This is a genomic window from Curtobacterium sp. 1544 (assembly GCF_040544915.1).
Taxonomy (GTDB): Bacteria; Actinomycetota; Actinomycetes; order Actinomycetales; family Microbacteriaceae; genus Curtobacterium; species Curtobacterium pusillum_C.
Genome location: NZ_JBEPKX010000006.1, coordinates 17035 through 30108, shown reverse-complemented (window position 1 = coordinate 30108; position 13074 = coordinate 17035). Strand labels below are relative to the sequence as shown.

Here is a 13074-nt window from a genome sequence, read left to right as displayed (position 1 = left end):
ACCGTGCCTGCCGGACCGTCGCCCGCCGGCGCACGGAGCACGCCCGGGCGCATCGGGCGACGGCTCCGGCGCTGGGTGCGGCGCGGCTGGCGTGGTGTCGCCTACCTGTGGCGACGCTCCCTGATGTTCCGGTCGGTCGCCATCACGGTGATGACGACCGGTCTCGCGATCGCGATCATCGGCACCGCCGTGATGATCAGCATCTCGAACAACGTGTACGCGCAGCGCCGTGACCAGATCGAGGCCGAGTCCGCACGCGCGACGATCGTCGCGCAGGGCATCTTCGACGCGGCCACCGCGGGCGAGGACAACAACCAGTCCGAGCTCGAGACCCTGCAGAGCGAGGCGCAGCAGGCGATCCTGTCGAACACGACGAGCCCCGGTGGCACGAGCATCGCCATCGAGCGCAGCCCGGACCAGCCCGGCCCGCAGACGGTGCAGAACGTCGCGAGCCAGGGCTTCCCGGACGCCGTGATCACCGACGTCCTCCGCAAGGAGGTGGGCAAGAACACCGGCAAGCTCAGCCTGCAGCCCGTCCGGCTCGAGGACGACGGCCGTCGGCAGCCCGGGCTCGCCGTCGGGTCGACCCTGCAGATCCCGAGCGCCGGCCAGTACGAGCTGTACCTGGTGTACGACCTCTCGGACGCGCAGCAGACCCTCGACTTCGTGTCGCAGACGCTGTCCATCGGCGGTGTGGCGCTCATGGTCCTCATCGCCCTCGTCACGTCGCTCGTCGTCCGGTTGGTCGTGGTCCCGATCCGCGGTGCCGCCGAGACGAGCCGGAAGATCGCGGCCGGCCGACTCGACGAACGCATCCCGGTCCGCGGCAACGACGACATCGCCACGCTCGCGCGGAGCTTCAACGGGATGGCCGACGCCGTCAGCCGCCAGATCACCCAGCTCGCCGAGCTCTCCCGGGTCCAGCAGCGGTTCGTGTCGGACGTGTCGCACGAACTCCGCACCCCGCTCACCACGATCCGGCTCGCCGGGGACATGCTCTACGACTCCCGGCACGCGTTCGAACCGTCGGTCGGTCGGTCCGCCGAGCTCATGCACACGCAGATCGAACGGTTCGAGCTGCTGCTCGCCGACCTGCTGGAGATCTCCCGCTTCGATGCGCAGGCGGTCCAGCTCGACCCGGAGCCGGTGATCCCCGCCTCGCTGGCCGCGGACATCGTCGACGAGTTCCGTCCCCTCGCCGAACGCGCCGGCATCGACCTCCAGCTCGCGACCCCCGGCGGCCACACGACGATGCAGCTCGACGCCAAGCGCGTCCGCCGCATCCTCCGGAACCTCGTCGGCAACGCGATCGAGCACGGCGACGCGAAGCCCGTGCAGGTCGTCGTCGACAGCGACGCCCGCACCGTGGCGATCGCCGTGCGCGACCAGGGCATCGGCATGCCGCCGGAGGACGCCGTCCGCGTCTTCGACCGGTTCTGGCGCGCCGACCCGAGTCGGAAGCGCACCATCGGCGGCACCGGCCTGGGGCTCGCGATCTCGCTCGGCGACGCGAACCTGCACGGCGGCCGCATCGACGTGTGGTCGAAGCCCGGCGAGGGATCGACGTTCGTCCTGACCCTGCCCCGCAACGAGCGCGTCGGCGTCACCACGTCGGCGATCCCGCTCCCGGACCTCGACGAGACGTACGAGGGCCCCCGAGCCGTGCGAGAGGACGACTGATGCGCACCCGCCTCCGACACCTCCTCGCCGCGGCGCTCGCCGCGGTGACGATCATCACCGTGTCCGCCTGCGCCGCGATCCCCACCGACGGCCCGGTCCGCGCCGGTCAGACGATCAAGGACGAGTCGCTCTCCGGGGTCGACTACCGCCCGGACAAGCCCGTGGCGGGTGCCGACCAGACCGCGATCCTCCGCGGGTTCATCGCAGCAGGCACCGGCGCGCAGGACGACTACGCCATCGCCCGGCAGTTCCTGTCGTCGGGCTTCGCGGAGAAGTGGAACCCGCGCCGTGGCGTCACGGTCCGGCAGGGGAACCCCGCGGTCGAGCGCGTCGGCGAGCGCGAACTGACCTACACCCTGACCGCCAGCGCGACCGTCGACGCGAACGGCGAGTACACCCAGGCCGTCCGACCGACCTCGTCGACGCTGACGTTCCAGTTCACGCGCGAGGACGGCGAGTGGCGCATCGCCTACGCGCCGGACGGCATCATCCTGTCCCCGGTGAGCTTCGACTCGGTGTTCCAGCAGCACGCGCTGTACTTCTTCGACCCGACGTACAAGTTCCTGGTGCCCGACGAGCGCTGGTTCCTCGCCCGCTCCTCGACGAGCACCCGCATCGCCAGTGCCCTGCTCGCCGGCCCGGCTGACTGGCTGAAGGGGTCCGTCGTCTCCTCGTTCCCGGAGGGCACGCAGCTCTCGCTGAACGCCGTGACGATCGACAGCGGCACCGCCCTCGTCGACCTCTCCAGCGACGCGTTGCGGGCCAGCAGCCAGGACCGAGCCCGGATGCGCGAACAGCTCAGCAAGTCGCTCGCCTCGGTCGCGACGGTCTCGTCCGTCTCGATCACCGTCGAGGGCGCGACGTTCTCCGTCCCGGACACCAGCGGCTCCGAGGCCGTGCAGAACCCCGACGTCGACTCGCGTCCGCTCGTCGACCACGACGGCGCCGTCGGCTACGCCGCGACGGGCAGCGGGAAGGTCGCGGAGCTCGGCAACGGCATGGGCGACGAGATCGCGGGACTCGACCCGTCCTCGCTCGCCCTGTCGGCGTCCGGCACCGCGGCTGCGATCGGCAACGACGACGGCGTGACGGTGGTGCGGGGTCGGAACCACCTGCGCATCGACGCGACGGACGACCTCGTCGCGCCCTCGATCGACGACGTCGGCTTCGTCTGGGTGGCGTCGTCGAAGGACACCCGCAAGGTCACCGCGTACGGCCTGGGCGGCGATCCGCACGCGGTGAGCACGACCCTGCCGAAGGGGGAAATCGTCTCGTTCCAGGTGTCGCGCGACTCCACGCGGGCGCTCGCGCTCATCGAGACGAGCGACGGCCCGAGCCTGTACGTCATGGCGATCGTGCGCGGGTCCGACCGCACGCCGACGACGCTCGGGTCCCCGGTCCGCGTGCAGGCCGCCACCGGCACCGCAGTGGGCGCAGCCTGGGTCAGCGACTCCGACGTCGCATCGGTCGGCCAGACCACGACGGGGCCCGACGTGGTCCGCACGACCATCGGCGGGCAGTCGAACACGCTGCCGAAGCCGGACGGCCGGGCGACGGCGATCGCCGGGGGCAGCGGTGGGTCGATGCTGCTGCGGATGTCGGACGGGTCGGTCCTGCAGTCCACCGGTGGCGGCTGGGGCACGACGGGCGTCACGGCCGACGTGCTCGGCATCCAGCGCTGAGGTCGCGTAGGTCCTCCTCAACAGGGGCATCGACCTGGAGGCGCGTCCACAGTCCGCCGGGTCCGCCCACGCGGACGCACGGTCGGCTCCAGGATCGTGGCATGGGTGACGACCGGGAGCACGCGTGGCAGGACGCGGCCCTCGCCGTGCTCGGGCTCTTCCTGCCGGTCGCCTGCGTCGGCTGCGGCACGCCGGACCGTGCACTGTGTCGTGCCTGCCGCGCCGTCCTCGACACCCAGGGCCGTCGCGTGCGCCTCGTCGCCGGGGTCCGGCTCGACGCCGCCTTCGAGTACGAGTGCCTCGTCCGCACGCTCCTCCTCGAACTGAAACTCCGCGGACGGGTCGACCTGGCTCGACCACTCGGCAGCCGGTTCGGTGCGATGGTGCGTGCGGCGCTCGCCGAGGCCCCGCCGGGCGTCGTGCTGCTCCGGGTGCCGCCGTCGCGCCGTGGTGCCCGCCGACGTGGCTTCGACCCCGTCGTCCTGCTGCTCGCCCGCGGAGGAGTCCGGCGTCCGCGGAGCCTGCGGCGGGTGCCGTCCCCGGATCGCGGTGCCGAGCGCGAGTCCGGCTCCGGACAGAAGGAACGGTCCGCCGTCGAGCGGGTCGCGGCGACCGTGGGCACGCTCCGTGCCGTCGGGGTCGCGGGCCGCGACGTGGTGGTCGTGGACGACGTCGTCACGACGGGCGTGACGATGGCCGAGGCCGTCCGGGCGGTCCACGCCGCGGGTGGACGGGTGGTCCGGTGCATCGCGGTCGCGAGCGTCGACGGGTGAACCCTCGGTGGCCACTGTGTGTCCGGTGGGTGTCCGGTACGACTCACCGGCATCGGGTGACGGCGGAGCGCTCGCGGGTCTAGCCTCGCGTCAAGGCGTTCAGGATCGCCGGATGGAGGCGACGCGCTGAGTCTGGATGGGAGCCGCCACATGGACGTGACGATCACGGGCCGGAACATCGGGGTCACCGACCGATTCCGCACCTACGTCGAACAGAAGTCCGAGAAGATCGACGTGCTCGCCGACCGCGCCCTCGCGTTCGAGGTGCGCATCAGCCGCCACCACGAGAAGTCGGGCGGTTCCCAGGGCGAGGACCGCGTCGAGCTCACGCTGATCGGCCCCGGCCCCCTCGTGCGGGCGGAGTCCGCCGCGTCGGACAAGTACGCGGCGTTCGACCTGGCGTTCGCGCGCATCATGGAACGCCTCCGCCGAGCACGCGACCGTCGCAAGGTGCACCGTGGACGGCACCGTCCGACCTCCGTGTCCGAGGCCTCGGGCACCGGGTTCGAACGGATGGGGGTGGTCCCGGCGACGGGCAAGCTCATCGAGGACGTCGCGACCGGCGCCGTGCCCGTGGTCGACGAGACGGGCGACGAGGAGGAGACTGAGGCGTACTGCCCGGTGGTGATCCGCCAGAAGGTCTTCGAGGCCTCGCCCATGACGGTCGACGACGCGCTGTACTACATGGAGCTCGTCGGACACGACTTCTACCTGTTCGTCGACGCGGAGACTCGTCGACCGAGCGTGGTCTACCGGCGGAAGGGCTGGGACTACGGCGTGATCGGCATCGACGACCAGACCGCGGGTGCCCCGGCGTCCGAGGCGGAACCGGCGGTCGCGATCGCCTGACGGCCGCCCGACGCCGACACGATCGAGGTGTGCGCGGTCCGTTCGCGGGCCGCGCACACCCGTGCCGCTCCCAGCAGCCCGCCCGAGCGGGTTGCTAGCATGACTGGCTGTTCGCATCGCGCAGGTCGCGCGGACGATCTCGTAAGGAGCTCACGTGGCAAACGTGCTGGAGAAGGTCCTCCGCATCGGTGAAGGACGCACCCTCCGTCGGCTGAAGGCGTACGCCTCGGCGATCAACGACCTCGAGGACGACTTCGCGAGTCTGTCCGACGAGGAGCTCCAGGACGAGACCAAGGAGCTCCGCGAGCGCTACGCGAACGGTGAGACCCTCGACGACCTGCTGCCCGAGGCCTTCGCCGCCGTGCGCGAGGCCGCGAAGCGCACCCTCGGCATGCGGCACTTCGACGTGCAGCTCATGGGTGGCGCGGCGCTCCACCTCGGCAACATCGCCGAGATGAAGACCGGTGAGGGCAAGACCCTCGTCGCGACGACGGCCGCGTACCTCAACGCCATCCCGTCGCGCGGCGTGCACGTCATCACCGTCAACGACTTCCTCGCGTCGTACCAGTCCGAGATCATGGGCCGCGTCTTCCGCGCCCTCGGCATGTCGACCGGTTGCATCATCGCGAACCAGTCCCCGGCCGAGCGTCGCGAGCAGTACGCCGCCGACATCACGTACGGCACGAACAACGAGTTCGGCTTCGACTACCTGCGCGACAACATGGCGTGGCAGTCCTCCGACATGGTGCAGCGCGGCCACTTCTTCGCCATCGTGGACGAGGTCGACTCGATCCTCATCGACGAGGCCCGCACGCCGCTCATCATCTCCGGCCCGTCCTCGGGCGAGGCGAACCGCTGGTTCACCGAGTTCGCGTCGATCGCCACCCGCCTCACCCCGGGTGAGGACTACGAGGTCGACGAGAAGAAGCGCACCGTCGGCGTGCTCGAGCCCGGCATCGAGAAGGTTGAGGACTACCTCGGCATCGACAACCTGTACGAGTCGGCGAACACCCCGCTGATCTCGTTCCTGAACAACTCCATCAAGGCCGTCGCCCTCTTCAAGCGCGACAAGGACTACGTCGTGATGAACGGCGAGGTGCTCATCGTCGACGAGCACACCGGCCGCATCCTGATGGGCCGCCGCTACAACGAGGGCATCCACCAGGCGATCGAGGCGAAGGAGGGTGTCGAGGTCAAGGCCGAGAACCAGACCCTCGCCACGGTCACGCTGCAGAACTACTTCCGCCTGTACCAGAAGCTCTCCGGCATGACGGGTACCGCCGAGACCGAGGCGGCCGAGTTCATGTCGACCTACAAGCTCGGCGTGGTCCCGATCCCGACGAACAAGCCGATGCAGCGCATCGACCAGACGGACCTCGTCTACAAGAACGAGAAGTCCAAGTTCGAGCAGGTCGCCGAGGACATCGCGGAGCGCCACGAGAAGGGCCAGCCGGTCCTGGTCGGCACGACGAGCGTCGAGAAGTCCGAGTACCTCTCGAAGCTCCTCGCGAAGAAGGGCGTCAAGCACGAGGTCCTGAACGCCAAGAACCACGCTCGTGAGGCCGCGATCGTCGCCCAGGCGGGTCGTCTCGGCGCCGTGACCGTCGCCACGAACATGGCCGGCCGCGGTACCGACATCATGCTCGGCGGCAACTCGGAGTTCCTCGCCGTGCAGGAGATGCACGCGAAGGGCCTCTCCCCGACGGAGACCCCGGAGGAGTACGAGGCCGAGTGGGACGACGTGTTCGCCCGCGTCAAGGCCGAGATCAAGGAAGAGGGCGACAAGGTCCGTGAGGCCGGCGGCCTGTACGTCCTCGGCACCGAGCGCCACGAGTCCCGCCGCATCGACAACCAGCTGCGTGGTCGTTCCGGCCGTCAGGGTGACCCGGGCGAGAGCCGCTTCTACCTGTCGCTGACCGACGACCTCATGCGCCTGTTCAACTCCGGTGCTGCCGAGAGCCTGATGGGCCGCTCGAACGTGCCGGACGACCTGGCGATCGAGAACAAGCTCGTCGGCCGTGCCATCCGTTCGGCCCAGGCGCAGGTCGAGGGCCGCAACGCCGAGATCCGCAAGAACGTCCTGAAGTACGACGACGTCCTGAACCGCCAGCGCGAGGCGATCTACAGCGACCGCCGCCACATCCTCGAGGGCGACGACATCCACGACCGCGCGCAGACGTTCCTGAAGAGCGTCGTCGACGACGTGATCGACACCCACACCGGTGAGGGCTCCCCGGACGACTGGGACCTCGATGCCATGTGGACGGAGCTCGGCACGCTGTTCCCGATCTCGATCTCCATCGACGAGGTCATCACCGAGGCCGGCTCGAAGGGCAAGGCCTCGCGCGAGTTCCTCGGTCGCGAGATCCTCTCCGACGCGAAGCTCGCGTACGAGAAGCGCGAGGAGCTCCTCGGTGACGAAGCCATGCGCGAGCTCGAGCGCCGCGTCGTCCTCTCGGTGATCGACCGCCGCTGGCGCGACCACCTGTACGAGATGGACTACCTCAAGGACGGCATCGGCCTCCGTGCGATGGCGCAGCGCGACCCGCTGGTCGAGTACCAGCGCGAGGGCTACGCACTGTTCCAGAGCATGATGGGGCAGATCCGCGAAGAGTCCGTGGGCTACCTCTTCAACCTCGAGGTGCAGGTCCAGTCCGACGGCGAGAACGCCGTGATCGAGGCCAAGGGTCTCGACGAAGACGAGGTCTCCGGGCTCGAGTACTCGGCGCCGTCGATCGACGGTGAGGTCGAGGTGCGCGACGAGCGTGGCCGCCTCGAGCAGGCCGCGACCGCACGTGCGCAGAAGGCCCAGGCCGAGGCGGAAGCCGCTGCCGGGCCCGAGCAGGGTTCCGCGTTCGGCAACGCGGCGACGGCCTCCGGCCAGGCCGCGGCGAGCAACCGCGCCGAGCGTCGACAGGCCGCCAAGAAGAACTGACGTCACCACTGACGTGACGGGAGGCGCGGTGCCATCTGGCACCGCGCCTCCCGTCCGTCCGCAGTCTCGTCACAGGACCCCGACCGCGGTCGCCCGCCAGCGGCCCTGCCGCTCTTCGAGCCGCATCGCCACCGCACGCGCGTGGCTGCGCGTGTGCACGACGACGGTCGCCTCGGCGACGCCGTCGGCCGGACGGCACACGATCACGCTGCCGACGCGGAGCAGCGCCCGGGCGCGTGACCGGCCGCCCAGCTGCCGCGACCGTGCGGCGACGGTCGCGCGCTGTTGCAGGTGCCGGTGCACCTCGTCCGTGATCCAGCGCGCGATGCTGTCGACCTCGCGCGCCCCGGTGAGGATCTCGGCCACGCACAGCCCCAGTGCCCTCGCCGTGTCCTCGACGTCCGTCGGGGGCGGGACCACGGCGAGGTGCGTGGTCTCCACCGTCCGGTCCTCGTCGTCGATCCGGCGTGCTTGCTCCGCCACCCCTGCCCCTTTCGTCGGGGCTGAGCGTATGGTGCGTACAACATGAGAAATGCAACAGTGTTCGGGGCTGTGGAGAGCGAGGAGTTCTCCACAGTGCAGCGCACCTAGACTGACGGGGTGTCGACCCTCAGTGACCTCGTCCTCGCACAAGGCCGTTCCTCCGAAGCCGACGTGGAGTGGCTCCACCTGCTCGTCGGGGACTGGCAGCTGCTCGCCGATCTGTCGTTCGCCGACATGGTCCTCTGGGTGCCCACTGCCGAGGACGGCTCGTTCGTGGCCGTCGCCCACGCCCGGCCGAGCTCCGCGGCGACGCTCTTCTACCGCGACATCGTCGGGCAGGAGATCCGCGAGGAGTGGCGCGAGCAGGTCACCGAGTGCTTCGCCGGCGCGAAGGTCGTCGACTCCGCCGAGCCGGACTGGTACGAGGACACCCCGACGCGTGTGCGCGCCATCCCGGTGCTGCGGCGCCTGAGTGCGAACTCCGCCGAGACCACCGAGCGCCCGATCGCGGTCGTCACGCGGCACTCGAACCAGGACGAGATGCGCACCCCGAGTCGCCAGGAACTCAACTTCACCGCGAGTGCGAACGACCTGTTCGGCATGATCGCGACCGGCGACTTCCCGGACATCGGCGCACCGGCCGGACCCCGTCGCGGAGCCCCTCGAGCGAGCGACGGCCTGCTCCGCCTGGACACGAACGGCATCGTCACGTTCGCGAGCCCCAACGGGCTCAGCGCCTTCAACCGCATGGGGTTCGAGGGCGAGCTCGAGCGGAAGTCCCTCGCCGAGGTCACCACCGAACTCATCGGGGCGCAGCTCGACGTCGACGAGTCCCTGCCGCTCGTCGTCACCGGGCGTGCCCCGTGGCGTGCCGACATCGAGTCCAAGGGCGTGACCGTGTCCCTGCGCTCGATCCCGCTCCGCGACCACGGCGACCGCATCGGCGCGATCGTGCTCTGCCGCGACGTCACCGAGCTGCGGCACCAGGAGCGCGAGCTCATCACCAAGGACGCGACTATCCGCGAGATCCACCACCGGGTGAAGAACAACCTGCAGACAGTGGCGTCCCTCCTGCGCATCCAGGCCCGCCGCACGCACTCCGACGAGGCCCGGACCTCGCTGCAGAACGCGATGCGCCGGGTCGCGGCGATCGCGGTCGTGCACGACACCCTGTCGAGCGGCCTGAGCCAAACGGTGGACTTCGACGACGTGTTCGACTCCGTGCTCAAGCTCGTCACCGAGGTCGCCGCCTCGCACAACACCACCGTGCACCCGAAGAAGACCGGCGAGTTCGGGGTGCTGCCGTCCGAGGCCGCCACGCCGCTCGCGCTCGGCCTCACCGAACTGGTCACGAACGCGGTCGAGCACGGGCTGGACGGCCGGGACGGCGAGGTCGAGATCGTGGCCGAGCGCTCCGACGACCACCTCGACATCCAGGTCCGCGACAACGGCGTGGGGCTGCCGGAGGGCAAGGTCGGCTCGGGGCTCGGCACGCAGATCGTCCGCACCCTGATCCAGGGCGAGCTCGGCGGCACGATCGACTGGCACACCCTGACCGGCAGCGGCACCGAGGTGACGATCACCATCCCGTTCCGCTGGCTGACCGCGGCCGGCGCCGCGTAGGCGCGGCCGGCGCGGCGTAGGCCGCTTTCGGCGCGGCGTCGGCGCGGCGTCGGCGCGGCGTCGGCGCGGCTCAGGCCGCTTTCGGCGCCCGACGGAGTGCACCGCTCCCGTCGCGCCCCGTCGCGAACACTGCGCCCCGTTCTGACGGGGCGCAATGTCCGTACGGGGGCGCGAACGCGCGCAGAGCACGTACGGGCGGCGCGAACGCGCGCAGAGCCGTACGGGCGGCGCGAGCGCGCGCAGAGCCGCCGCGCGATCGTGGAGTGAGCCCCGACGGAGCCGCGCCCGCCCGGCGGAGCTGCGCCGTGCCTCCAGGCCGGAGGTCTCGCGACGCGCCCCGTACCGGACACCGCGCCCCGTTGCACCGGGGCGCGGTGTCCGGTGCCGGGCGCGATCCTCGGCCCACGACGTGTGGGCAGCACCCACGCAGCGCGCACCGCACCGCACCGCCCCCGCGCCGCGCACTGCGGACACGACGACGCCCGCCGGCCCCGAGGGGCGGCGGGCGTCAGGCGCGGAGGGCGCGCAGGGCGCGCAGGTTGCGCAGGTTGCGCAGCGTCAGGAAGCGCGACGAGCGCGGGCGGCGCGACGCTTCAGCGCGCGGCGCTCGTCCTCGCTGAGGCCACCCCAGACACCGGAGTCCTGGTTGTTCTCGAGTGCGTACTGCAGGCACATCTCGGTGACCGTGCAGCGAGCGCAGACCGACTTGGCCTTCTCGATCTGGTCGACGGCCGGTCCGGTGTTCCCGACGGGGAAGAAGAGCTCGGGGTCCGCGGTGAGGCAGGCTGCCTGGTCACGCCAGTCCATGTGTGGTGCTCCTTGAAATCGATGCTCGAACGGCAGGCCGGGGCCGCGGTTCGGGGATCGGAACGCTGAGCATGCGCGAGGCACGAGGGGACACCCGTGGGGGAGGAGTCCGCTGGAAGCGAGTCTGACGCCCGCAGAACGCTCGGGGGAGGAGCGTCGAACCACGGGAGACGCACACCACATCGTGCCGTCCAAACGACCTCGAATATCGTTCCATACTGGTAGGGCCAAATCAAGGGTTCCGACGCTGGAGGAATGCTGTGCCCGAGACCACCCCGAACGAGTCCGCCCCCGCCGAGCGGAGGTCGCCGGCCCTCGTGGCGCTCCTCGTGGTGGTCGGTGTGGAGTTCGCCGCCCTCGTCGTCGTGACGATCGTCCTCGTCGTCGAACTGATCGTCGCGCCCGCCTCGAGCCTCGCGTCCGGCATCGCGCTGACGATCCTCGCCGCCATCGCGGCGCTCTGGCTCGGTGCGCTGTTCGTCGGCCTCCGGAACCGCCGGCCGTGGGTGCGCTCCGGGATCATCGTCTGGCAGGTGCTGCAGGGGGCCCTGGCGATCGGCGCGTTCCAGGGTGTCTTCCGCGTGCCGGCCGTCGGGTGGCTCCTGCTCATCCCGGCGCTGCTGGGCATCACGCTGGTGCTGTCGCGTCCGGTGACGGACGCGCTCGCCCGTCCGGTGGAATAGGCGGTACCGACCAACGGACTGGAGGCGGGGGGGGCGGGGGGCCCCCCCCCCCCCCCCGGCCGGGGGGGGGGGGGTGGGGGCCCCCCCCCCCCGGGCGGGGGGGGGGGGGCCCCGGGGCCCCCCCGCCTCCAGTCCGTCGTCTGGTCGGGTTCTCAGACCAGACCGAGCTTCTTCCGCAGGCTCGCCACGTGCCCCGTTGCCTTCACGTTGTAGAGGGGGAGCTGGACGGTGCCGTCCTCGTCCACGACGATCGTCGACCGGATCGTGCCGGTGACGATCTTCCCGTAGTTGTTCTTCTCGCCCCAGGCTGCGTACGCCTTGTGCACGGCGAGGTCCGGGTCGCTCAGCAGCGGGAACGTGAGCGCCTGCTCGTGCTGGAACTCCTTGAGCTTCGGCAGGTCGTCCTTCGAGACGCCGAGCACCTCGTAGCCGGCCGCCTGCAGTGACGACATGTTGTCCCGGAAGTCGCACGCCTCGGTGGTGCAGCCCGGGGTGGACGCCGCCGGGTAGAAGTACACGATGACCTTCTTGCCACGGAGGTCGGCGAGCGAGTGCTCGGTGCCGTCCTGGTCCGGGAGGGTGAAGTCGGGGGCGGTGTCGCCGGCGGCGAGACGGTCGGTCATGGTGCTCCTGTCGAGTCCGGTGCCCCGAGTGGTCAGGAGCACGCGAAACCCATGCTATTGTTGTTTCCCGTTGCAGCACGGAAGCGCAACATGCACCTCTAGCTCAATTGGCAGAGCAACTGACTCTTAATCAGTGGGTTCTCGGTTCAAGTCCGAGGGGGTGCACCAGCAAGGCCCCGACTCATCGAGTCGGGGCCTTCGTCGTTCCCGGCTCCGGGGCACCATCAGCGAGACACGCCCGGAGTGCGATCGAGCGGCGACTTCGTCCGGGTCAGGTCGCTGGGACGTCGACGACGCGCTCCTCACCGACCACCGGGTCGAGCGTGCCCGCCGAGGTCGCGGCGAGGTCCGCGCGCAGCGGCTCGATCGCCTCGCCCGGCACCCAGAGCTCGAAGGTGGCCGCCACTCCGTAGGCGGCGTCGCCGAGTGTCGCGTCGTGGTGCCGGACCCAGTCGCGCAGCACGTTGTCGATGCGACCGGCGTCGGCGTGCGGGACGTCCACCGTCACGCGGGTCAGTGCTCGCCGGTGCACGAGGGTCGCCCGGTCGAGCGCCCCCGACGCCGACGTCGAGTACGCGCGGACGAGTCCACCGGCGCCGAGCTTCACGCCGCCGAAGTACCGGGTGACGACCACGACGACGTCGGTCAGGTCGCGCCGGCGCAGGACTTCGAGCATCGGGACACCCGCGGTGCCGGAGGGTTCGCCGTCGTCGCTCGACCGGGCCTGGTCCCCGAGCACGCCGGTGACCATGGCGGTGCAGTTGTGCCGTGCGTCCCACCGGCGTCGGCGGACCTCGGCGATGACCCGGTCGGCGTCCTCGACGCCCGTGACCGGTGCGACCGTGGTGATGAACCGCGACTTCGTGATGACGATCTCGTGCTCGACCGGCTCGGCGATCGTGGACGGGAAGCGTGGACTCACGGTCCCGAGGGTAG

At 70.7% G+C, this 13074-nt stretch carries 11 protein-coding genes and 1 tRNA gene; 8 read left to right on the top strand and 4 right to left on the bottom strand.

From position 1 onward, the window contains the following. Positions 1-3 precede the first annotated feature (3 nt). The 5 genes from mtrB to secA all read left to right on the top strand — a co-directional run bounded on the left by mtrB (position 4) and on the right by secA (position 7919). Positions 4-1680 carry an MtrAB system histidine kinase MtrB gene (gene mtrB / locus ABIC61_RS05425; RefSeq protein ID WP_354029092.1) on the top strand — a complete coding sequence of 559 codons (1677 nt, stop codon included), beginning with the start codon at positions 4-6 and terminating at the stop codon, positions 1678-1680. Then, complete coding sequence (locus ABIC61_RS05420) at positions 1680-3362, top strand: LpqB family beta-propeller domain-containing protein (RefSeq protein ID WP_354029091.1); 1683 nt, start codon at positions 1680-1682, stop codon at positions 3360-3362. The genes mtrB and ABIC61_RS05420 overlap by 1 nt, the downstream gene beginning before the upstream one ends. Positions 3363-3463: 101 nt before the next feature. Then, positions 3464-4135, top strand: a complete 672-nt coding sequence (locus ABIC61_RS05415; protein WP_354029090.1) for a ComF family protein — start codon at positions 3464-3466, stop codon at positions 4133-4135. Positions 4136-4285: 150 nt separating this feature from the next. Beyond that, positions 4286-4984: a ribosome hibernation-promoting factor, HPF/YfiA family gene (gene hpf, locus ABIC61_RS05410; RefSeq protein WP_079236420.1), complete on the top strand. Its 699-nt coding sequence runs from the start codon at positions 4286-4288 to the stop codon at positions 4982-4984. Positions 4985-5138: 154 nt separating this feature from the next. Then, positions 5139-7919 carry a preprotein translocase subunit SecA gene (gene secA / locus ABIC61_RS05405; RefSeq protein ID WP_354029089.1) on the top strand — a complete coding sequence of 927 codons (2781 nt, stop codon included), beginning with the start codon at positions 5139-5141 and terminating at the stop codon, positions 7917-7919. Between the two features lie 69 nt (positions 7920-7988). Here the strand turns inward: secA and ABIC61_RS05400 are convergent, their stop codons facing one another. After that, positions 7989-8402: an Rv3235 family protein gene (locus ABIC61_RS05400; protein ID WP_354029088.1), complete on the bottom strand. Its 414-nt coding sequence runs from the start codon at positions 8400-8402 to the stop codon at positions 7989-7991. Positions 8403-8519: 117 nt separating this feature from the next. Between ABIC61_RS05400 and ABIC61_RS05395 the strand changes: the two genes are divergently transcribed. Next, positions 8520-10025 (top strand): sensor histidine kinase, encoded by a 1506-nt coding sequence (locus tag ABIC61_RS05395; RefSeq protein WP_144757360.1) that lies wholly within the window; start codon positions 8520-8522, stop codon positions 10023-10025. Between the two features lie 558 nt (positions 10026-10583). On the opposite strand, the gene ABIC61_RS05390 is transcribed toward ABIC61_RS05395, so the two are convergent. Beyond that, positions 10584-10832: a WhiB family transcriptional regulator gene (locus ABIC61_RS05390; RefSeq protein ID WP_022904217.1), complete on the bottom strand. Its 249-nt coding sequence runs from the start codon at positions 10830-10832 to the stop codon at positions 10584-10586. A 260-nt stretch (positions 10833-11092) separates the two neighbouring features. On the opposite strand from ABIC61_RS05390, the gene ABIC61_RS05385 reads away from it, so the two are divergent. Beyond that, a complete protein-coding gene (locus ABIC61_RS05385) occupies positions 11093-11515 on the top strand; it encodes a hypothetical protein (RefSeq protein ID WP_144757365.1) in 423 nt (140 codons plus the stop codon). A 152-nt stretch (positions 11516-11667) separates the two neighbouring features. Here ABIC61_RS05385 and bcp read toward each other — a convergent pair whose 3' ends face one another. After that, a complete protein-coding gene (bcp, locus tag ABIC61_RS05380; RefSeq protein ID WP_144757367.1) occupies positions 11668-12138 on the bottom strand; it encodes a thioredoxin-dependent thiol peroxidase in 471 nt (156 codons plus the stop codon). A 92-nt stretch (positions 12139-12230) separates the two neighbouring features. On the opposite strand from bcp, the gene ABIC61_RS05375 reads away from it, so the two are divergent. After that, positions 12231-12306 (top strand) — tRNA-Lys (locus ABIC61_RS05375). Positions 12307-12409: 103 nt separating this feature from the next. On the opposite strand, the gene ABIC61_RS05370 is transcribed toward ABIC61_RS05375, so the two are convergent. Beyond that, on the bottom strand, positions 12410-13060 hold the full coding sequence (locus ABIC61_RS05370) for an IMPACT family protein (protein ID WP_354029087.1): 651 nt from the start codon (positions 13058-13060) through the stop codon (positions 12410-12412). Between the last annotated feature and the right edge of the window lie 14 nt (positions 13061-13074).